Origin of the sequence: Microvirga sp. BSC39, assembly GCF_000739015.1 — a bacterium.
Classification (GTDB): Bacteria; Pseudomonadota; Alphaproteobacteria; order Rhizobiales; family Beijerinckiaceae; genus Microvirga.
This window is the reverse complement of record NZ_JPUG01000068.1, coordinates 231,122-252,625: the sequence shown is the minus strand read 5'-3', so window position 1 is coordinate 252,625 and position 21,504 is coordinate 231,122. Positions and strand designations below refer to the sequence as shown.

The 21,504-nt window shown below is 65.4% G+C and carries 17 protein-coding genes; 7 read left to right on the top strand and 10 right to left on the bottom strand.

Going from position 1 to position 21,504, the window contains the following annotated elements; translation table 11 throughout:
* The first annotated feature begins 110 nt into the window (after window positions 1-110).
* Complete coding sequence (locus tag MA07_RS17070) at window positions 111-674, top strand: calcium-binding protein (RefSeq protein WP_081929013.1); 564 nt, start codon at window positions 111-113, stop codon at window positions 672-674.
* Window positions 675-765: 91 nt separating this feature from the next.
* Here the strand turns inward: MA07_RS17070 and MA07_RS17065 are convergent, their stop codons facing one another.
* Window positions 766-1,026, bottom strand: coding sequence for a hypothetical protein (locus MA07_RS17065; RefSeq protein WP_036353479.1), 261 nt, complete (start codon window positions 1,024-1,026; stop codon window positions 766-768).
* A 555-nt stretch (window positions 1,027-1,581) separates the two neighbouring features.
* Between MA07_RS17065 and MA07_RS17060 the strand changes: the two genes are divergently transcribed.
* On the top strand, window positions 1,582-5,010 hold the full coding sequence (locus tag MA07_RS17060) for a DNA methyltransferase (protein WP_052003252.1): 3,429 nt from the start codon (window positions 1,582-1,584) through the stop codon (window positions 5,008-5,010).
* A 16-nt stretch (window positions 5,011-5,026) separates the two neighbouring features.
* Here MA07_RS17060 and MA07_RS17055 read toward each other — a convergent pair whose 3' ends face one another.
* Entirely contained in the window at window positions 5,027-5,872 is an 846-nt protein-coding gene (locus MA07_RS17055; protein ID WP_036353476.1) for a class I SAM-dependent methyltransferase, read from the bottom strand.
* A 102-nt stretch (window positions 5,873-5,974) separates the two neighbouring features.
* On the opposite strand from MA07_RS17055, the gene MA07_RS17050 reads away from it, so the two are divergent.
* Window positions 5,975-8,005, top strand: a complete 2,031-nt coding sequence (locus MA07_RS17050) for a BTAD domain-containing putative transcriptional regulator (protein WP_036353682.1) — start codon at window positions 5,975-5,977, stop codon at window positions 8,003-8,005.
* Here MA07_RS17050 and MA07_RS17045 read toward each other — a convergent pair whose 3' ends face one another.
* Window positions 8,006-9,415, bottom strand: coding sequence for a PLP-dependent aminotransferase family protein (locus tag MA07_RS17045; protein ID WP_036353473.1), 1,410 nt, complete (start codon window positions 9,413-9,415; stop codon window positions 8,006-8,008).
* A gap of 104 nt (window positions 9,416-9,519) precedes the next feature.
* On the opposite strand from MA07_RS17045, the gene MA07_RS17040 reads away from it, so the two are divergent.
* Entirely contained in the window at window positions 9,520-10,428 is a 909-nt protein-coding gene (locus tag MA07_RS17040; protein WP_052003251.1) for a DMT family transporter, read from the top strand.
* A gap of 124 nt (window positions 10,429-10,552) precedes the next feature.
* Here the strand turns inward: MA07_RS17040 and der are convergent, their stop codons facing one another.
* The 3 genes from der to MA07_RS17025 form a co-directional block, all read right to left on the bottom strand.
* Window positions 10,553-11,902 (bottom strand): ribosome biogenesis GTPase Der, encoded by a 1,350-nt coding sequence (gene der / locus MA07_RS17035; protein ID WP_036353470.1) that lies wholly within the window; start codon window positions 11,900-11,902, stop codon window positions 10,553-10,555.
* 13 nt (window positions 11,903-11,915) lie between these two features.
* Entirely contained in the window at window positions 11,916-12,590 is a 675-nt protein-coding gene (locus tag MA07_RS17030; protein ID WP_036353468.1) for a tetratricopeptide repeat protein, read from the bottom strand.
* Window positions 12,591-12,673: 83 nt separating this feature from the next.
* The gene (locus MA07_RS17025) at window positions 12,674-13,264 is read right to left on the bottom strand and encodes an NnrU family protein (RefSeq protein ID WP_036353465.1); all 591 of its coding nucleotides are present in this window, start codon (window positions 13,262-13,264) and stop codon (window positions 12,674-12,676) included.
* Window positions 13,265-13,563: 299 nt separating this feature from the next.
* Between MA07_RS17025 and MA07_RS17020 the strand changes: the two genes are divergently transcribed.
* Together MA07_RS17020 and MA07_RS17015 are read left to right on the top strand one after the other, a co-directional pair.
* Window positions 13,564-14,190, top strand: coding sequence for a TRAP transporter small permease subunit (locus MA07_RS17020; RefSeq protein ID WP_036353462.1), 627 nt, complete (start codon window positions 13,564-13,566; stop codon window positions 14,188-14,190).
* Between the two features lie 38 nt (window positions 14,191-14,228).
* On the top strand, window positions 14,229-16,121 hold the full coding sequence (locus MA07_RS17015; protein ID WP_036353459.1) for a TRAP transporter large permease subunit: 1,893 nt from the start codon (window positions 14,229-14,231) through the stop codon (window positions 16,119-16,121).
* A 188-nt stretch (window positions 16,122-16,309) separates the two neighbouring features.
* Here the strand turns inward: MA07_RS17015 and MA07_RS17010 are convergent, their stop codons facing one another.
* The 4 genes from MA07_RS17010 to MA07_RS16995 form a co-directional block, all read right to left on the bottom strand.
* Window positions 16,310-16,657 carry an ArsC family reductase gene (locus tag MA07_RS17010; RefSeq protein ID WP_036353455.1) on the bottom strand — a complete coding sequence of 116 codons (348 nt, stop codon included), beginning with the start codon at window positions 16,655-16,657 and terminating at the stop codon, window positions 16,310-16,312.
* A gap of 3 nt (window positions 16,658-16,660) precedes the next feature.
* Complete coding sequence (gene guaA / locus MA07_RS17005) at window positions 16,661-18,217, bottom strand: glutamine-hydrolyzing GMP synthase (RefSeq protein ID WP_036353452.1); 1,557 nt, start codon at window positions 18,215-18,217, stop codon at window positions 16,661-16,663.
* A 215-nt stretch (window positions 18,218-18,432) separates the two neighbouring features.
* On the bottom strand, window positions 18,433-19,659 hold the full coding sequence (locus MA07_RS17000) for a calcium-binding protein (protein WP_036353449.1): 1,227 nt from the start codon (window positions 19,657-19,659) through the stop codon (window positions 18,433-18,435).
* A gap of 242 nt (window positions 19,660-19,901) precedes the next feature.
* Window positions 19,902-21,200 (bottom strand): RsmB/NOP family class I SAM-dependent RNA methyltransferase, encoded by a 1,299-nt coding sequence (locus MA07_RS16995; RefSeq protein WP_036353446.1) that lies wholly within the window; start codon window positions 21,198-21,200, stop codon window positions 19,902-19,904.
* Window positions 21,201-21,323: 123 nt separating this feature from the next.
* On the opposite strand from MA07_RS16995, the gene MA07_RS30190 reads away from it, so the two are divergent.
* Complete coding sequence (locus tag MA07_RS30190) at window positions 21,324-21,473, top strand: hypothetical protein (protein ID WP_160195448.1); 150 nt, start codon at window positions 21,324-21,326, stop codon at window positions 21,471-21,473.
* The last annotated feature ends 31 nt before the right edge of the window (window positions 21,474-21,504 follow it).

Below are 21,504 nucleotides of genomic sequence, written 5' to 3'. Positions count from 1 at the left end.
TGCGCCGGAACACAGACCTATCGTTAGGTAATAGCATTGTGTTAATCAGCGTCTGCTTTCATTCAACCCGATTCGAACATCGGCACAGACCGCTTTGAGGGGACCAAGAGATGAGCACGAGGACTACGTTGAAGACCGGTTGGAGCATGCCGAGCATCGGCCAGGATCAGGACACCCTGTGGAGCAAGGCGAACGCGCTGGCTCTCCCGCCGATCGGCACCCCCGGCAACGACGTGCTGAAGGGCACCAACGGCATGGACGGGTTCTACGGCCAGGGCGGCAACGACAAGATCTACGGCTATGGCGGCAGGGACGCCCTCGCGGGCGGCGCCGGCAACGACACGCTCTATGGCGGCAGCGGCCCGGACAGCTTCTATTTCGACACCAAGCTGAACGCCAAGACCAATGTCGACAAGATCATGGACTTCAAGGCGGCGGACGACGCGATCGGCCTGTCCCGCGCGGTCTTTTCCAAGATCGCCCGCGGCCCGCTGAAGGAGACCGCGTTCCACCTCGGCACGAAGGCCCACGACGCGGACGACCGGATCATCTACGACAAGAAGACCGGCTCCCTCTACTACGACAAGGACGGCGTCGGCGGCACGGCACAGATCAAGTTCGCCATCCTGGCCAACAAGGCCACCATCGCGCACGACGACTTCGCCATCGCCTGACGCATCCGGCAGGACACGCGACAAGCCCCTCCGCACCGGAGGGGCTTTTTTGTTGCGGCAAGTTCCGGAAGGCGGCGATCCTGGGCTCGCCTCACTGCCTGAGCACGGCCTCGAAGCTGGCGCGCTGGGCGGTCCAGAACTCCCGGTGCTGGTGCATGTCCTCCAGCACCGCATCGGCGAAGCGCTTGCGGTCCTCGAAATAGCACGGCGGGCCATAGCCGCCCTGGCAGCGCCCCTGCTCGCGGCACCGGCGCCGGCGGCAGGTGGACGGCACCTGGATCACGTCGGCGAGGCGCCGCAGGGCATCGTCGGCATCGGGCATGCGGGACAGGATGGTGCGAACACGGCTCATGCTGAAACCTCATGGATGAAAGAGCTGAATGAAAAGGATCGGGAAGATAGGCACGGCCTTGCGGGCTCAGGAGCCGTTTTGGCTCCGAGCCTTTGAGGCAATTGAGGGTGGCGCGAATGGCAGCCCGGCTCGATGTGTGATGGTGAAAGGGAAGAGCCGAACTGTCTCTTCGCGCACGGCTTCTTTAGGCGGACAGGCGGTGCCAGCCCGGTGACCGCTCAAGGCGGGGTCCGCCTGCTCAGCGGGGGCCTTGAACCGATTCCGACCACCGGCACACAGCCTGGGCCTCCTGTCGATGCAGCTTGCGAGGCTGCACCACAGGACCGTGCCTGCCTCCACACTGCGACGCCTCGCGAGCGCGCCCCTCAACAGAGGCAGGTCTAAGGCAATGATATAGCCGAGGTTAGGAGGATTGTCAAGAACAAAAATAGAACATCAATCCAGGGGAGCATCGGCAGTAGTGATTAGTCAAAGGTCGAAAGTGGCATAAAACCACTTGCACACAACCCTAACGAGCATGCAAATGATATTACGTTTAATAACGTGATATCATAAATGTCCTTAGCTCTTCCGCCCGATCCGTCTCCGACAAACATAGACCAATTCATCACCTACTGGCAGGGGCGTGAAGGCGGGCAGGAGCGCGCCAATTACCAGCTCTTTCTGATCAGGCTCTGTCGTCTGCTCAATCTGCCGGAGCCAGAGGCCGCCGACGCGACCCACGAGCATAATGACTATGTCTTCGAGCGCGTGGTGCAGAAGCAGCGCGACGACGAAAAGAGCCTCGGGCGCATCGATCTTTACAGGCGCGGTTCGTTCGTGCTGGAGGCCAAGCAGAGCCGTCTCAAGGGTGGCAAGAAGGAAGTGGCCGGAACTGCCGATCTGTTCGCCTCCGAACTTCCGGACGGAGAACGCGGCAGGCGGGGCGCTGACCGCGCCTGGGACGCGCTGATGAAGAACGCCAAGCGGCAGGCGGAGGACTACGCCCGCGCGCTCCCCACCGCTCATAGGTGGCCGCCCTTCATCCTCGTCTGCGACGTCGGTCACTGCATCGAGGTGTTTGCCGACTTCTCGGGTCAGGGCAAGAACTACACCCAGTTCCCCGACCGTCAGGGGTTTCGCATCTATCTGGAAGACTTGCGCAAGGCCGAGGTGCGCGAGCGGTTGCAGCGCATCTGGCTCGACCCGCACTCTCTCGATCCCACCCGTATCGCCGCCAAGGCCACGCGCGAGATCGCGGAGCGCCTCGCTGCCGTATCCAAGGCCCTTGAAGCGAAAAGCTTTCAGGCGGAGGACGTGGCACTGTTCCTCATGCGCTGCCTCTTCACAATGTTCGCGGAAGATGTGGGACTTCTGCCGGAGGATTCGTTCAAGGGCCTGCTGGAGGAATGCCGCAAGGATCCAAAAAAATTCGTTCCCCTGGTCGAGGATCTCTGGCGGAGCATGAATGCGGGTGCCTTCGCGGCTTCGATCCGCGAGCGGGTTCTGCGCTTCAACGGCAATCTGTTTGCTGATGCCCGCGCCCTGCCTTTGGCAGTCGAGGAGATCGGCGAGCTTGCCGTGGCTGCGGCCAAGAATTGGCGCGAGGTGGAGCCCGCGATCTTCGGCACGCTTCTCGAACAGGCTCTCGACAAGAACGAACGCAAGCGCCTCGGCGCCCATTACACGCCCCGCACCTACGTGGAGCGCCTTGTGGTCGCCACCGTCATCGAGCCCTTGCGGGAGGATTGGCGACAGGTGCAGTCCATCGCCGAAGCCAAGCGCGAGACCGGCGACCTGAAAGGCGCAGCGGACGAGGTGCGCGCCTTCCATGACAAGCTCTGCAAGATCGAAGTGCTCGACCCTGCCTGCGGCACCGGCAACTTTCTTTATGTCTCGCTCGAACTCATGAAGCGCCTAGAAGGCGAAGTGCTGGAAGCCCTCGTCGATCTCGGCGGGCAGGAAGTGCTGACAGACCTTGAGGCACACAATGTCGATCCGCACCAGTTCCTCGGCCTGGAGCTGAACCCGCGCGCTGCGGCGATTGCCGAACTCGTGCTCTGGATCGGCTATCTGCAATGGCACTTCCGCACGAAAGGCGGCGTCCCCTCAGAGCCGATCCTGAAGGCGTTCAAGAACATCGAGGTGAAGAACGCCGTGCTAACCTGGGACGGCTATCCCCTTCCCGTCGTGTGTGACGGCGTAGAGACCTATCCGAACCCGCGCCGACCCGACTGGCCTGCGGCGGATTTCATCGTCGGCAATCCGCCTTTTATCGGTGGCAAGGACATTCGCGCGCGGCTGGGCGACGCCTATACGGAAGCTCTCTGGGCGGCGCATCCTCACATCAATGAGAGCGCAGACTTCGTCATGTATTGGTGGGATCGGGCGGCGGAACTGCTGACTGTGAAGGGCACGCGTCTGCGCCGCTTCGGCTTCGTGACGACTAACTCCATAACGCAAGAATTCTCCCGCCGCGTTATAAAGAGGCGCATGGAGGCGAAGACGCCCGTGTCGCTGCTGATGGCAATTGCCGATCATCCATGGACGAAGGCGACGAAGGAATCTGCCGCCGTACGCATCGCGATGACGGTGGTGGCGAAGGGCACCAACGATGGTGTGTTGCGAGATGTGGTGCGCGAGGACGATCTCGATACGGATGCTCCCGTTGTGGAGTTCACAGAGCGTTCTGGACGTATCCATGCTGACTTGGCTGCAGACCTAGATGTGGGAGCGGCACTTCCATTGCTAGCGAATGAGGGATTGTCTTCACGAGGCGTCTCACTTCACGGCTCCGGTTTTATTGTCTCCCCGAAAGAGGCAGAGCATCTTGGCCTTGGCAAGCGATCAGGTCTTGAGAACCACATTCGTCCGTATCGAAACGGGCGAGATCTTACAGCAACCCCGCGTGGCGTATTGGTGATTGATCTCTTCGGGTTAGAATCTGACGGAGTCCGCCAGCAGTACCCTGAAGTCTATCGACATGTGCTAGAGACAGTAAAACCAGAGCGAGATTCGAACAATCGCGCAACCTACCGCACGAACTGGTGGGTTTTTGGCGAACCTCGTCGTGAGCTACGCCCTGCACTTGCAAACCTTCCTCGGTACATCGCGACAGTAGAAACAGCGAAACACCGTATCTTTCAGTTTCTCCGTGCCGGTATCTTGCCCGACAACAAGCTGCTTGCTATCGCCAGCCAGGATGCGTTTGTACTTGGTATACTCGCTTCACGTCTGCATGTGCTTTGGTCTCTTCGCGCGGGTGGTTGGCTCGGCGTTGGCAACGACTCCGTTTATGTGAAATCCAAAGTCTTTGACCCCTTCCCTTTCCCGCTTTGCGACAATGCTTTGAAGACACGCATCCGCACAGTTGCGGAAGAGCTGGACGCATTCCGTAAAGCCCGCCAGGAAGAGCACCCCAGGCTCACGCTGACACAGATGTATAACGTGCTGGAGAAGCTGAAAGCCGGTGCAACGCTCAATGCGGATGAGGAGCGCATTAAAGACGAGGGGCTCATCCTGATCCTGAAGGAGTTGCACGAGAAGCTGGATGCTCTCGTGTTCCAGGCTTATGGCTGGCCACAGGATCTTTCGGACGAGGAGATCCTGTCACGCCTCGTCACCTTGAATGCCGAGCGTGCGGCGGAGGAGAAGCGCGGGATCGTGCATTGGCTGCGGCCCGACTACCAGATCCCCCGCTTCGGGCGCGGCGTGGACAAGCAGGCGGCTGCCGAAGCCGGTGCGCAGACCGCTGTCGAATTGGTGGTGTCGGAGAAGGAGCAGAAGCGCTCCTTCCCCACAAGTGCCATCGAGCAGGCAGCAGAGGTCTTCGCGGCGCTTGCCGCCGCACGCGGCCCAGTGGACGCCGCGACGATTGCTGCCGCCTACAAGCAGGGCAAGAAGGCGGAGCCGAAGATCGCCGCCATTCTGGCCGCCGCTGCCCGCATCGGCGAGGTCGCGACCATGGACGGCGGCAGGACCTTCCAGTTCAGGCGGGTGGCGTAAGCCCTCCCCACCCCACCTACCGCGTGATCACCACCTCGAGATACTCGCTCGGCACCACCATGGTGTCGTCGCCCGAGCGGTTGAACTCGGCGATGAGCCAGAGCAGGTCCTTGCGCAGGGCTTCCTGGCCTTCGGGCTGCAGGGCCGCGAAGGTTTTGAGGACCGGGCCGTAGAAGGTCCTGAACACCTCCAGGCAATGCTCGGGCGAGCGGTAGCGGAACACGAAGTGCTTGCGGCGCGCCTGGATGGAGGTGGCGCCGCGGCCGAACAGGTGGTCGAGGTGCTCGCGCTGGCCCCACAGGGACGGCGGGCGGATGCCGGCGGGCGGGGGCATGTGGCGGCCGATGGTCTTGAACATCTGGCCGATGAAGCCGTCGGGCGTCCAGTTGGCGAGGCCGATCCTGCCGCCCTTGCGGCACACGCGCAGGAGCTCGGAGGCGGCGCGCTCCTGGTCGGGGGTGAACATCACCCCGAAGGTGGACACGACCACGTCGAAGCTCTCGTCCTCGAACGGCAGGGCCTCGGCGTCCGCCTCCCGGATGGCGATGGGTAGACGCTCGGCCTCGGCCCGCTCCCGGGCGCGGACGAGCAGCGCCGGCACGTAATCGGTGGCGACCACGTCGCACCAGCGGCGGGCAGCCGCCAGCGAGACGTTGCCGTTGCCGGCCGCCACATCGAGCACGCGCTGGCCGGCGCGCAGGTCGATGGCCTCGCACAGCTCCTCGCCGACGATCTGAAGGGTCGTTCCGACCACCGCGTAATCGCCGGACGACCACGCGCCCTGCTGGCGGGTCTTGATGGCGGCGAGGTCCGGTTGGACGGGTTGGGTTTCCTGGTTTATCGTGACAGCGGCATCAGCCATGACGGCCTCCTTATGGCGTGGATGGGCCCGCTCCCGGCTTCGAGCGACCTCGAGCCTTCAAGCCCATTGGTGAGACCGTAGCAGCCGCACGTGGAGGTGAACGTGGGAGGCAGCGTGGGTTCGGCCGTGGAATCGACCGACGCCGCAGACTTCAGTCACGCTGCGCCCGTGACCGTGCGGATGCTCGGGCCGCTCGCCATCCTGCGCGGCAGCGAGCCGGTGCCGCTGCCGGCCTCGCGCAAGGTGCGCGCACTCTTCGCCTATCTGGCGCTTGCGCCCCACCCGCCGACGCGCAGCCATCTCTGCGAGCTGCTCTGGGACGTGCCGAACGATCCGCGCGGCGAGTTGCGCTGGTCCTTGAGCAAGATCCGCCGCATCGTCGGCGATGCCGGCCGGATCGGGACGGAGGGCGACACTGTGCGCCTCGACCTCTCGGGCTGCCACGTGGATGCGCTGCAGCTCGATGGAATAGCCCGGCAGGGCATCGCCGTGCAGTCGCTGCCGGCCCTGTGCCAGATGGCCGACGGCTTCGCGGGCGAGTTTCTCGACGGCTTTACGCTCGACCGCAGCCCCGCGTTCAACGCTTGGCTCGTGGCGCAGCGGCGCCATTATCGCGGCCTCCAGACCGGGGTGCTGGAGCATCTGGTCGATCATCTCGGCGAGGCCGAATCCGGGCTGTATCTGGAGCGGTGGGCTGCGCTCAGTCCGCTCGATGAGCGCGTCCACGCGCGGCTGCTGCGCATGCTGGCCCGGCAGCAGCGGGTTCAGGAGGGCAAGAGCCATCTCGATGCGGTGATCCGGCTGTTCGACCAGGAGGGGCTCGACAGCGCGCCTCTGCGCGAGGTGTGGCGGGAGGCGGTGGCGCAGCCCCCTCGCCTGGTCCCCGCACAGGCGATCATCGCGGCCGATGCGGTGGCGCCGGGAACGGTGCAGCCTGCGCCCCATCACGGCTCCATCGCGGTCATTCCGTTCGCGGACGAGTCCGGCGCGCCGCGCCTGCGCGGCGGCGTGGCGGATGCTCTCGTGCACGACGTGATCACGCGGCTGGCGAAACTCCGCAGCCTCTTCGTCATCTCTCAAGGCTCGACCTTCGCGCTGCACGACCGAAACGTTTCGCCCAACGAGGCCGGGCGATTGCTGAACGTGGACTACGTGGTCGACGGCTCGATCCGCCGCAGCCCCGGCCATCTCGCCGTGCAGGTGGAGCTCGCCGAGGTGCGCACGGGGCGGATCGTCTGGGCGGACATCCTCAGCCATTCCATCGACGATGCCTTTCTGGTGCTCGATGAGATCGGCAACAGGATCGTGGCCACGGTGGCGAGCGAGATCGAGACGGTGGAGCGCAACCGCGCCATCCTGAAGCCGCCGAACTCCCTCGACGCCTGGGAGGCGCATCATCGCGGCCTATGGCACATGTACCGGTTCAACAAGCAGGACAACGACACGGCGCAACACTTCTTCGCGCAGGCGCTCACCATCGACCCGACTTTTGCGCGCGCCTATGCGGGCCTGTCCTTCACGCATTTCCAGAACGCCTTCCAGGGCTGGGCCGAACGGCGTTCGGAGGTCGACCACGCGTTGCGGGCCGCAGGCCAGGGCCTGATGATCGACGACCGCAACCCGGCCGCTCACCTGGCCATGGGCCGCGCCCTGTGGCTGCGCGGAAGCTACGACCAGACCCTGCGGGAGCTGGAGACCAGCGTGAACCTCTCGCCCAACTTCGCGCTGGGCCATTACACCCTGGGCTTCGTGCATTCGCAGGCGGGCGATCCGGAGACGGCGATTGCGGCCGCCGACCAGTCGCGCCGGCTGAGCCCCTACGACCCGCTGCTGTTCGGCATGCTCGGCTCGCGCGCCATGGCGCTCATCCGACTTGGCCGGTTCGATGAGGCCGCCGCCGCGGGCGTGACCGCGGCGAGCCGGCCGAACGCGCATGCGCATATCGCGGCGATCGCGACGCTCGCCCTTTCGTTCGCCGGGCGGCTCGATGAAGCGCATGTCACGCTGGCCACCATCCGCGCTGCCCTGCCCGGTTACGGCATGAGCCACTTCCTGAGCGCGATGCAGCTCGGACCTGACGACCAGGCCCTGTTCCGCGAGGCGGCGCGCCGGATCGGCATGGATGACGGCTAGTCAGCCTGCAACCCGCATCGACCTTTCGAGTACCGCGAACACCCGCTCGTCCGCGCATTGCGCCACGTTGAAGCGCATGAAGCTTCTCGCCGATTGCGCCGGGCTGAACACGTTTCCGGGGGCGAGCACCACATCCTCGTTCAGCGCGTGGCGCGCGACGACGGCAGCGTCGAGATCGCCCGGCAGGCGGCACCAGAGGAGCATGCCGGCTTTCGGCACGATCCAAGGCGTGACGCCCAGCCGCTCTAGGCGCGGGATGACGGATGCCATGCTCTTCGCAAGCCGCGTGCGCAGATTCTCCAGGTGCTTGCGGTAGCCGCTGCTGCCGAGAACGCCGAGGACCAGTTCCTCCGCGAGGCGGTTGCTGGAGAAGCCCGTGGCGATCCTGAAATCCGTGAGCTTGTCGATCCAGTCCGGCCTCGCTGCGATGTAGCCGCAGCGGAACGACGCCGAGAGGGTTTTCGAGAAGCTGCCGATGCGCACCACCCGGTCGAGGCCGTCGAGAGCGGCGAGACGCGGCGCGGGTTCGTGCTCGAAATCGGCGAAGATGTCGTCCTCGACGACGGTGAGACCATGCTGCTCGGCGAGCTTCAGGAGGCGATGCGCCGTCACGGTGGAGAGGGTGGCGCCGGTCGGGTTGTGCAGCCCGGAATTGGTGATGTAGAGGCGCGGCTTGTGCGAGCCGAGCGCCTGCTCGAAGGCGCCGAGATCGGGGCCGGTCGGGGTCATGGGCATGCCGACCACATTCACCTGATGGGCGCGCAGCAGGGCCAGGAAGTTGAAATAGCAGGGGTCGTCCACCAGCACCGTGTCGCCGGGCTGGACCAGCAGCCGGCACACGAGATCGATGGCCTGGGTGCCGGAATCCGTGAGCAGAATCCGGTCGGGTGCTGCCTCGACGCCCTGCTCCGCGAGGCGGCGCGAGAGGAAGGCGCGCAGGGCGGGAAGACCGAGAGGCGTGCCGTAATCGGTAAGCCCGGTTTCGTCCTTCGTGCGGGCCAGACCGCGCAGGGCCCGGCGGATCTCCTCCTCGGGCATCCAGGGCCCCGGCAGCCAGCCGCAGCCGGGCTTCAGCACGGCCCCTCGCGCCTCCAGGGATTGCCGCGAAACCCAGAACGGGTCCACCGCCCGGTCGAGGCGCGGGGCGAGCTCAGCGAGCGACAAGGGCGCAAGGGCGGCCGCGCTGTAGAAGCCGGAGCCGGGCCGCGAGCGGATGACGCCTTCCGCCGCGAGCCGGTCATAGGCCTCCACCACGGTGGATTTCGACACCTGCATGGCCTGGGCCAGCGCTCGGATGGACGGGAGCTTGCCGCCGGGCGCCAGGGAGCGGCTGGCGATCCGGTGGCGGATCGCCGCCATGACATGCTCGACGAGGGTGCCGTCGCGATTGGTGAAGGTGAGATCGTCCACTGTACCGCCCGTCGTCCCATGACAGTTTGGTCTAACCGTACTGCACCGTCTCTGGAAAAGCCATGCCGTTCCTGCTGTGATGGCGACGCGGCGGAGGATAGCGCATGGACAGTACGACGGAGGGGTGGATCAGCGGCTTTCTCGGGGTGCTGATCTTCAGCGGCTCGCTGCCGGCAACCCGCATCGCCGTGCTCGACATCGATCCGCTGTTCCTGACACTTGCGCGGGCGACCATCGCGGGGCTCCTCGGCGCGGCGCTACTCGTGCTGCTGCGCCAGAAGAGGCCTGCGAGAGGCGATCTCCTGCCGCTCGCCATCGTGTCGCTGGGCGTGGTGGTGGGCTTTCCGCTGCTGACGGCGCTGGCGCTGCAGCACATCACCTCGGCCCAGTCCATCTGCTTCGTCGGCCTGCTGCCGCTGGCCACGGCCGTCTTCGGCATCCTGCGCGGCGGCGAGCGGCCGAGGGCCGCCTTCTGGATCTTCTCAGGGCTCGGCGGCGCTCTGGTGGCGGGCTTCGCCCTGCTCCAGGGAGGCGGAGCCTCCCCGGTCGGCAGTGTTCTCATGATCGGCGCGATCCTGGCCTGCGGCCTCGGCTATGCGGAGGGCGCCAAGCTCTCGCGCAAACTCGGTGGATGGCAGGTGATCTCCTGGGCGCTCGTTCTCTCCCTGCCGCTCACCGCGGGCCTGATGCTGCTCAACCTGCCTGCCTCTTGGAGCGGGATCGGCATGCCCGCGTGGCTTTCGCTCGCCTATGTGTCCCTGTTCTCGATGCTCATCGGCTTTGTGTTCTGGTATCGCGGCCTGGCGCTCGGCGGCATCGCGGGCGTGTCGCAGCTGCAGCTGCTCCAGCCCTTCTTCGGGCTGATGCTGGCCGCATTGCTTCTGAACGAGGCGGTGGGCTGGGGGATGGTTGCGGTCAACGTTGCGGTGATCGCTTGCGTGGCGGGGGCGAAGCGTTTCGCTACTCCCTCGGCCGCCATCAAACATGGATGGCCGCAACACGTGCGGCCATGACGATGGAGGGTGTCATTCCCGGCCGGAGATGGCGAAGCCATCGCAGGGGACGGGAATCTACTCACACGCTCAGCGCTATGGATCCCCTTCCCGCACTTCGTGCGCCGGGGATGACACGTGAGCCCTACCCGCGCTTGTCCTTGTCGAACGGGTTCGCCCCCATGCGCAGCGACACGCGGATGGGCGTGCCCGGCAGGTCGAAGGCTTCGCGGATGCCGTTGACGAGGTAGCGGGTGTAGCTCTTCGGCAGGGCGTCGAGCTGATTGCCGAAGATGGCGAAGTGCGGCGGGCGCGACTTGATCTGCGTCATGTAGCGGATCTTGATCCGGCGGCCTGACACGGCAGGCGGCGGATTGGCGTCGATGGCCTCGGAGAGCCATTGATTGAGCCGTGCGGTCGAGATGCGGGTGTTCCACTTCTCGTAGACGTGCAGCACCGCCTTCATGAGCGGGTCGATGCCGCTGCCGGCGAGGCCCGACAGGGGAACCACCGGGGCGCCGCGCACCTGCGGCAGCAGGCGGGTGGCCTTCTCCTTCAGGTCGCTCAGCAGGCCCTTCTGGTCGGCGACCAGATCCCACTTGTTGAGCCCGATCACGAGTGCGCGGCCCTCCTGCTCCACCAGGTCGACGATGGTCAGGTCCTGCTTCTCGAACGGGATCGTGGCGTCGAGGAGGATGACCACCACCTCAGCAAAGCGCACGGCGCGCAGGGCATCGGCCACGGAGAGCTTCTCGAGCTTGTCCTCGACCCGGGCGCGCTTTCGGATGCCTGCGGTGTCGAACAGCTTGATCGATTTCCCACGCCACTCCCAATCGAGCGAGATGGAGTCGCGGGTGATGCCGGCCTCGGGGCCGGTGAGCATGCGGTCCTCGCCCACCATGCGATTGATGAGGGTGGACTTGCCCGCATTGGGCCGCCCGACGATGGCCACCTGCAGGGGCTTGTTCGGGTCGTCCTCGTCTCCCTCCATCTCGTCCGGATGGGGGAAGTGAGGCATCAGGGCCTCGAACAGGTCGGCCATGCCCTCGCCGTGCTCGGCGGAAAGCGGCACGGGATCGCCGAGCCCCAGCGAAAACGCATCGTAGGCGCCAGCCAGGCCGCCCGCGCCTTCCGCCTTGTTGGCGATGAGGATCACGGGCTTGCCGGAGCGTCGCACCATCTCGGCGAAGGGCCGGTCGGCGGGCAGAATGCCCACGCGGGCATCGATCACGAAGAGGATGACGTCGGCATCCACGATGGCGGCCTCGGTCTGGGCGCGCATGCGGCCGAGGAGCGACTCCTCGGTGGCCTCTTCCAGGCCGGCCGTGTCGATGATGCGGAATTCGAGATCGCCGAGGCGCGCCTCGCCCTCGCGGCGGTCGCGGGTCACGCCCGGGCGGTCGTCCACGAGCGCCAGCTTCTTGCCGACGAGACGGTTGAACAGAGTCGATTTGCCGACATTCGGCCGCCCGACAATGGCGACGGTGGGCGTCATGTCTTGTCCTATCCTACTGCGTGGCCTGAACCGGACCGCCCGCCACGAGAGCCGTGTAGACGGCAAGGCGCTGCCTCAGGGCGGAGGGCGTCTCGCGGTCGGCGGCGATCTGGTCGAACCAGCGGCCGGCATAATCCATGTCACCGGCCTTAAGACCGGATAGCCCCAAGAGTTCCCTGGCGGAATGGCGCCATGCATTGGCCGGCGCGGCAAGCGGCTCGATGGCCTGGCGCAGGGCGGCCGGCTCGGCGGTGTCGAGGCGCAGCCACGCGGCGCGAAGGCGCGCGAGATCCTTCCAGAGCGCAGGCAGGGCGGCGTCATTGGCCAGGGCGTCGAAGGCCGAGGCGCCGTTCTCCGCGTTCTGCTTGCCGAGCTCGGCGGCAAGCCGGAAACGGGCCAGCATGGCATAGCCCGTGCCGGAATCCTCCTTCACGACGTTCTCGAATGCAGACTGGGCTTCCTCACCCTTGTCCTCGGAGGAGAGGCGAAGCGCCTCCTCGTAGCGAACGGCGGCTTCCTGGGCGAGGTTCTGCTGGCGATACTGCCAGAAGCGCCAGCCGCCGACGCCGGCCACAATCAGAACGACCACCGCAATGATGATACCGTTGTAGCGCTGCCAGATCTGGGTGATCTGGTCGCGGCGGTATTCCTCATCGACTTCGCGAATGAACTCGTCGTTCTGAGCCATCGTGTCTCTCATGCGGCGCGCGGGCCGCCTCCTGTAATTCAAGCGGGTCGCCTAACACACACAAATGCACAAGGCGAGAGGCTTCATGCCCGCATGGGGAGAACCGGAACCCCGATCAGCCATGGATGGAGCCAGAACACGAACGCGAGATACACCGCCGTTCCGATGACAACGGCCAGAATGTCGTTGCGCCAGCCCGCCGGCGCCGCCGTGCCGCCGTGCTGGGCCGCCACGTCCCGGCGCTTGGCGCTGATGCGGGCCAGCACCGCCCATACGAGGAAGGAGCCGAAGAGCAGGATCGATCCGAGATCGCCGTTGGCGAGAAGATGGGCCAGCGCCCAGATCTTCACGCCGGCCAGCATGGGGTGCTTGAGCCGCGCCTTGAGGTGGCCGGGCAGGTAGGCCGCCACGAAGCAGATGAAGGCGACGAGGACGAGCAGGAGCGCGAGGTGCCGTGTCCAGACCGGCGGGTCCCAGACCGGGATGTAGCCGTTGGCGCGGTACTGCCCGTAGCCGATGGAGACCAGCACGATGCCTGCAAGCGACAGGAGGGAATACAACCCCTTGTATGGCCCCTCCCCGGTTCTGCCGATGAGTGCCGCGCGGCGCTCGCGCGCCATGCTGAAGGAATGGGTGCCGAGAAAGAGCACGAGACCGAGAACGAGCAGCGTCACGGGGAGCCTCCAGAGCTAGGAACTTATCGCCAGTCTCTCATGGAATAAACCAACCGTAGCCTTTGGGAAGACAGGCGATGCGGCAAAAATGCCTAGAGGTCGCAGGTCGCAAGTTTCCGCTCGTCCTCAAAGCCTTGCGCTGCCTAAACTTTTAACACCGCCAGCCCTTGCCGCACGAATATTTCCCCGCTAGGACCCGTCAAAACCTTGCATTCGACTAAAACGGCACTGGCGGGTCCAGGGCAAGTCCGATAGCTAGGCCGCAAGATTTCAACCAACAGGTTCTAAGGGGGAGACAGGTGACGGCACTTCTTGGGCTATCCCGTGTCATCGACTCGATCAACGAACGCATCGGCAAGCTGGCCGCGTGGGCCATCGTGGTGGCCATCCTGGTCTCGGCCATCAACGCCATCATCCGGCGCCTTTTCGGCGTCTCGTCCAATGCCTGGCTCGAGCTGCAATGGTACCTGTTCGGCGCCGTGTTCATGCTCTGCGCCGCCTGGACCCTGAAGGTCAACGAGCACATCCGCATCGACATCCTGTCGAGCAAGCTCTCGAAGCGCGGTCGCGACACCATCGACCTGATCGGCCACCTGTTCTTCCTGCTGCCGTTCCTGGCGCTGATGATCTACCTGTGCTTCCCCTACTTCTTCAATTCCTACCGCTCCGGCGAGGTCTCCTCCAATGCCGGCGGCCTGCTGATCTGGCCGGCCAAGGGCCTCATCCTGCTGGGCTTCATGTCGCTCGCCTTCCAGTGGCTGAGCGAGCTCATCAAGCGCGTGGCAATCATGAACGGCCAGCTGGTGGACGAGCATGACCATTCCGGCCATCACAGCCCCGAGGCGGAGGCCGAGCGGCTGATCGCCGAGCTGGCCGACACGGGCACAACCAAGGGCGGCGAGCCTCCAGGCGACGGCATCCGCTGACGCCCCTCGCCCTGATCTGAATTCGGAGTCTCTCGTCCATGGCTGCCTTCATCGCCCAGAACCTCGCACCGATCATGTTCGGCGCGCTGGTGATCTTCCTCCTCCTCGGCTACCCGGTCGCCTTCGCGCTCGCGGCCAACGGCCTGCTGTTCTTCTTCATCGCAGTGGAGCTCGCCCCGCTCGCGCCCGAGACCATCAACCTGTCCTGGCCCCTGCTCCAGGCGCTGCCGGATCGCGTCTACGGCACCATGTCGAACGAGGTGCTGCTCGCGATCCCGTTCTTCACCTTCATGGGGCTGGTCCTCGAGCGCTCCGGCATGGCCGAGGACCTGCTCGACACCATCGGCCAGCTCTTCGGCCCCCTGCGCGGCGGCCTCGCCTACGCGGTGGTGTTCGTGGGCGCGCTGCTTGCCGCCACCACGGGCGTGGTCGCGGCCTCCGTGATCTCCATGGGCCTCATCTCGCTGCCGATCATGCTGCGCTACGGCTACGACAGGCGCCTCGCGACCGGCATCATCGCGGCGTCGGGCACGCTGGCGCAGATCATCCCGCCCTCGCTCGTGCTGATCGTCATGGCCGACCAGCTCGGCCGCTCGGTCGGCGACATGTACGAAGGCGCCTTCCTGCCGGGCCTGATCCTGTCGAGTCTCTACGCGGGCTACATCTTCCTGGCCTCGATGATCAACCCGAAGGCCGCTCCCGGCCTGCCGCTGGAAGCGGTCGGCTTCCGTGAGCCCAACGGCTCGCGCGGCGTGTGGCAGCTCGGCGTTCTGGTGCTCTTCTCCGGCCTTGTCGGCTACTACATCCTGTCGCAAACCAACACGAAATCCGGCGCCGACTTCGTCATCCTGACGATCTGCGTCGGAACCGTCGTGGCTCTCATCTGCGCGCTGATGAACAGGGTGCTCGGCGCCAAGCGGATCGCGATCTCCGCCGTGCTGACCGTGCTCCTCGTGGGCGCCTACGTGGTTCTCAGCAACCAGGGCTACGAGCGCACCGCCCTGACCCTGGAAATGGTCATCGCGGGCGCGGCCTATGCCCTGGTGGTGGGCATCGTCGAGCGCTTCACCGGCCTTCGCCTCATGTCCAACATGGCGCAGCAGACCACCTTCGTCATGGTGCCTCCGCTGCTGCTCATCTTCCTCGTGCTCGGCACCATCTTCATCGGCCTCGCCACGCCCACGGAAGGCGGCGCGATGGGCGCCCTCGGGGCGGTGATCCTGGCCGCCGTGAAGCGCCGGCTCGACAACAACCCGAACCGGTTCAACTTCACCATCGTGCGCCAGGCGACAGAAGCGACGGCGAAACTCTCCGCCTTCGTGCTCTTCATCCTGATCGGCGCCCGCGTGTTCTCGCTGACCTTCTATGGCGTCAACGGGCACATCTGGGTCGAGCATCTGCTGACCTCGCTTCCGGGCGGCCAGGTGGGCTTCCTGATCGTGGTCAACATCATGGTGTTCCTGCTGGCCTTCTTCCTCGACTTCTTCGAGTTGGCCTTCATCGTGATCCCACTGCTCGGACCGGCGGCAGAGAAGCTGGGCATCGACCTGATCTGGTTCGGCGTCATGATGGGCGTGAACATGCAGACCTCGTTCATGCACCCGCCCTTCGGCTTCGCGTTGTTCTTCCTGCGCTCCGTGGCCCCCAAGGTGCCGTATATCGACAAGGTCACGGGCAAGCGCATGGAGCCGGTGACCACGGGCCAGATCTACTGGGGCTCGATTCCCTTCGTGATCATCCAGCTGATCATGGTGGCCATCGTGGTCCTCTTCCCGGGCATCGTCACGCACTACAAGTCGGCCGGCCCCGTGGTCGATCCGGCGGCCGTGCAGCAGAAGCTCGACGACCTCCTCGTCCCCGGCTTCGGCGCGCCCGGCGCCCCGGGCGGCCTCCCTGGCCTGAACTTCGACGAGCCGCCGAAGATTCAGTAAGGCGGCTGGCCTCGGACACGACAAAGGCGGGCTTTGCGGCCCGCCTTTTTGTTGAGTGTCCATCACATCAAAACTCGTCATGGCCGGGCTCGTCCCGGCCATCCACGTCTTAGCAATGCGATCCCAAAAACGTTGATGCCCGGCACGAGGCCGGGCATGACGAGAGAACTCAGGACTGAGAGCGCCTTTTACCCGACAGCCGCCTCATACATCTCCGGCTTGAAGCCAACGAGGAGGCGCCCGTCGAGGTCGAGCACCGGGCGCTTGATCATGGAGGGCTGGTCGAGCATGAGCGACAACGCCCTGCTCTCGTCAAGGTTTGTACGGTCGGTCTCGGGAAGCTTGCGGAAGGTGGTTCCGGCGCGGTTGAGGAGCGCCTCCCAGCCGACGCTTTGCGCCCACGACTCCAGCCGCGCACGGTCGATGCCTTGAGCCTTGTAGTCGTGGAACGTGTGGGCCACGCCCCTGGCGTCGAGCCAGGCGCGGGCCTTCTTCATCGTGTCGCAGTTCTTGATGCCGTAGAGCGTCACCGGCATCGGCTATTCCCACTCGATGGTGCCGGGCGGCTTCGACGTGATGTCGTAGGTGACGCGGTTGATGCCCTTCACCTCGTTGATGATGCGGGTTGCGACACGGCCGAGGAAGGTCATGTCGAAGGAGTAAAAATCCGCCGTCATGCCGTCGATGGAGGTGACGGCGCGAAGCGCGCAGACATGGTCGTAGGTGCGGGCATCGCCCATGACGCCCACGGTCTTCACCGGCAGCAGCACGGCGAAGGCCTGCCAGATCACGTCGTAGAGGCCCGCGTTGCGGATCTCTTCCAGATAGATCGCATCGGCCTTGCGCAGGATGTCGAGTTTTTCGCGGGTGATCTCGCCGGGCACGCGGATCGCGAGGCCCGGACCCGGGAACGGGTGGCGGCCCACGAAGGCATCGGGCAGGCCGAGCTCGCGGCCGAGCACCCGCACCTCGTCCTTGAACAGCTCGCGCAGGGGCTCCACAAGCTTCATCTTCATGCGCTCGGGCAGGCCGCCCACATTGTGGTGGCTCTTGATGGTGACGGAGGGGCCGCCGGTGAAGGAGACGCTCTCGATCACGTCGGGATAGAGCGTTCCCTGCGCGAGGAAATCCGCGCCGCCGATCTTCTTGGCCTCCTCGTCGAACACGTCGATGAAGAGCCGGCCGATGGTCTTGCGCTTGACCTCGGGGTCCGACACGCCCTCCAACGCGCCGATGAACAGGTCCTGCGCCTGCACATGGACGAGCGGGATGTTGTAGTGGTCGCGGAACAGCGTCACCACCTGCTCGGCTTCCGAGGCGCGCAGCAGGCCGTGATCGACGAACACGCAGGTGAGCTGGTCGCCGATGGCCTCGTGGATGAGGACGGCCGCCACGGCGGAATCGACGCCACCGGACAGGCCGCAGATCACCCGGCCGGTGCCGACCTGGGCGCGGATGCGCTCGATGGCCTCCTCGCGGAAGGCCTTCATGGTCCAGTCGCCCCGGCAGCCGGCGATGTCGCGCACGAAGTTGCGGATCAGCTGGGCTCCCTGGGGGGTGTGCACCACCTCCGGGTGGAACTGCACGCCGTAGAACTTGTGCGCCTCGTCGGCCACCACCGCGAAGGGCGCATTCTCGGAGGCGGCGAGCACCTCGAAGCCCTCGGGCAGCTTGGTCACCCGGTCGCCGTGGCTCATCCAGACGGGATATTTCTTGCCGACCTGCCAGACGCCCTGGAAGATCGGGCTCTCGGTGAGAACCTCGATCTCGGCGCGGCCGAACTCGGAGTGGTGCCCGCCCTCGACCGAGCCGCCGAGCTGCGCCGCCATGGTCTGCTGGCCGTAACAGATGCCGAAGACCGGAAGACCTGCCTCGAAAACCTCCTTCGGCGCGCGGGGCGAGGCGTCTGTCGTGACCGATTCCGGCCCGCCGGAGAGGATCACGCCCTTGGGCTTCATGGTCCGAATGGCTTCGGCAGCCTTCTGGAACGGAACGACCTCGGAATAGACCCCATCCTCGCGCACGCGCCGGGCGATGAGCTGTGTCACCTGGGAGCCGAAATCGATGATGAGGATCTTGTCGTGGGTCTGGGTCATGGTCTCTCGCGTGGGCCCTGAAGGAAGGAGCGGAAAGCTCCCGTGCTTTACCCTCATATCGGCCCGGATGTCATGTTCTTTGAGGTTCCGAGGCCTACAGTCCCGCGATTTTGATGGCCCGGCGGCAGGGGCCGCGCCCGCTCCACCGTCAAGCAAAAGCCCCGGTCGCTTGTGAGGCAACCGGGGCTCGGATGACCGCCGGGAGGTGCGGCTGACTAGAACACGAGGAAATCGGTGCTCTTCAGCCCGAGCCCTCGAGCCATCTGGGCGAACTGGACTTGAGCCGCTGCCCCGTCCCCGTCAGGATCGTAGTAAAGCGCGCCCGTCGCCCGGTTGTAGATGATCCTGTCGTTGGCGTCGTGCGCCTCGGCTCCCCTGTAGAAGGCGGCCTGTGCCAGACGACCGGTGGGGCCCACCTCAGTGAAGACCGCATCGTCGAGGCGGATCGTATCGTCCCGGACGGAGAAGGCCCGGATCCGGTCGACGTTCTCCGTGGCATTCAAGGTGCTGTCGAACACGAAGGAATCGCGCCCCGACTCTCCCTTCAGGACATCGTTGCCGTAGCCGCCGTTGATCCGGTCGTGCCCCGAACCGCCGGTGATCGTATCGTTCCCGCCATTGCCGTTGAGCCTGTCGTTTCCGGCCTGCCCCTGCAGGTTGTTGGCTGCGTCGTCACCGGTGAGCCGGTCCGCAAAGCGCGTGCCGACGAGGCCTTCGATCGAGACATAGCTGTCCCCGATAGCGTTGCGGCCCTGGTTCAGCGCGGAGTTCGACAGGTCCGCCGTCACGCCGAGCCGGCCGTTGTGATACACGTCGTATCGTGCGAAATCGAACCCGTCGCCGCCGTTGAGAACATCGGCTCCCAATCCGCCGACAAGGACGTTCTTGTTGGCGTCGCCGATCAGCGTATCGGCGAAGTCGCTGCCCTGGAGGCCTTCGATTGAAATGTAAGTATCGCCGGCGGCATGACCCGTATTCACGGATGGATCCGCGAGGCTGGCTGTTACGCCCTCAGGAGCGGACTTGTATCGGGCGAAGTCGAAGCCCAGGCTTCCATTGAGAATGTCCGCACCCGTCACGCCTTCAAGCACGTTGTCGCGGGAGGTACCGACAAGAGTATCGTCGAAACGGCCACCTCTTAGGCGCTCGATGGACGAGTAGCGGTCTCCCAGGGCCTCCCCTGTATTTCGAGTCGGGCTGCCCAGATAAACGGTCACCGCGGTGGCCGCATCCCGGTAGTCGGCCCAGTCCTCCCCCGGCCCACCGATGAGACGGTCTCGTCCTGGCCCGCCACGGAGAAGGTCGTCACCCAATCCACCGTTCAGAACGTCGTGCCCGCGGCCGCCGACGATCGTGTCGTCTCCTCCGAGGCCGTTGAGGGTGTCGCTCGCCCTCGTCCCCCTCAAGGCATCACCGCGATTGGTTCCTGTGCGTACCGCCATTGTTGTTCTCCTTTGGCAGTCGCCCCCTCCCTGAATTGATTTATTGCCGCGAGCTTAGATCCGTTTGAGAGACCGGCAACAACTCTTAATGTCTAAGCACATTGCGCCTACGGAATATTTTCCGGATCCCTGCGAATACTTCAGCTTCCCTTCCTGCTCGCGGAGAAAATCTGACCGCGAGACCGTAATCCCAGTCCTTCTCGATCCCTTCGGGACTAACTCTGGAGAAAGATCGTCGGCCTCTAGGCCTTGCGCAGAAGCACAGCGATGAAGAAGCCGTCGGTGCCGGTCTGCTGCGGCGTCAGCTGAAGCCCATAGGCAGTCCTGCGGGTGGCGTTCTTGAGGAAGCCGAGTTCGGACTTGCCCAGCATCTCCTCGTGGGAGACCGGCTTGAAGCCCTCGTGACGCTCCAGGAAGCCCGCGAGCGCGTCGTCGTTCTCCTCAGGGAGAATCGAGCAGGTGATGTAGACGATGCGGCCGCCCGGCTTCACGAGCCCTGCCGCCCGGTCGAGCACCGCTGCCTGTTCCTTGCGCCGAACCTCCAAGCTGCCGGGCCTGAGGCGCCATTTCGCATCCGGGTTGCGCCGCCAGGTGCCCACGCCTGTGCAGGGCGCGTCCACGAGAACGCAATCCATGCGTCCGTCGAGATCGGTCACCGCGTCGGCCTTGGCCCTCGGCGTGCGGACCTGGACGTTGCGGACGCCCGCCCGCATCAGACGGTCGTGGATCGGCGCAAGGCGGCGGGCGTCGTTGTCCGTGGCGTAGATCTGGCCGTGGTTCTCCATCAGGGCCGCGAGGGCCAGGGTCTTGCCGCCGCCGCCCGCGCAGAGGTCCACCACCTGCTCGCCGGGCTTGGCGCCCGACATCAGCGCCACGAGCTGCGAGCCCTCGTCCTGGATCTCGATCCAGCCCTTCAGGAACTCAGGCTCGGACTGCACGGCGGGTCCGCGCCCGTCCTCGCCCGGCAGGATCCGCAAGCCCAGCGGCGAGAGCGGCGTCTCGACGGCGCCCAGATGCGGCAGGGCATCATGCGCCTCCTCGCGGGAGGAGACCTTGAGGGTGTTGATCCTCAGGTCCAGGGGCGCACGGGTGGACAGCGCCTGCATCTCGGGCACGAGTTCGTCGCCGAGGAGCCTCTGGAGCGACGGCTCGATCCAGTCCGGGAAGTCGCCCGCCACATGGGCGGGGGCGCCGGAGAGGTCGGCCTTGTCCAGCCGCTCGCGCTCGGTGCCTGAGAGCGGCTCGGGAGCAAAGCGATCGCCCGAGCAGAGGGCCGCGATGGCATCGACATCGAGCCCGCGCTGCAGCCGCAGCATGCCGAGCACCACGGCCCGCGGGGCGTTGTCCCCCATGATCCAGGCGGCGGAGGCCTTCCGGCGCAGGGCGTCGTAGACCAGGCTCGCGATGGCGGCCCGGTCCTTGGAGCCGGCGAAGCGGTGCGACAGGCCCCAATCCTTGAGGGCGTCGGTGGCCGGGCGGCGCCGGGCCTCGATATCGGCCAAGACTTCGATGGCGGCGGAGATGCGGGCGGCAGGTGTCATGAGAAAAGCACACTCGAGCTTGGCCGTAGATACGACACAATGTTTCCTATTTTCCGTCAGGATCAGACGTGACTTGAGAGAGTGCGTGCATTCCGCACGATTCCTCTTCTGGAGACCAACTCTATGTTGACCCGCCTGACCCGCGGCCTTGTCGCCCTCGGCCTCACCCTCGCGATCGCCGCCTGCGCCACCGCCCCGGCTGCCGACATCCAGTCGCCTCCCATGAAGCAGACCGACGCCAAGACCCAGCTCGAGAGCGGCCGTCGTTACTAATCACTTGAGCGGGATGGGCGCGAACGCCCAT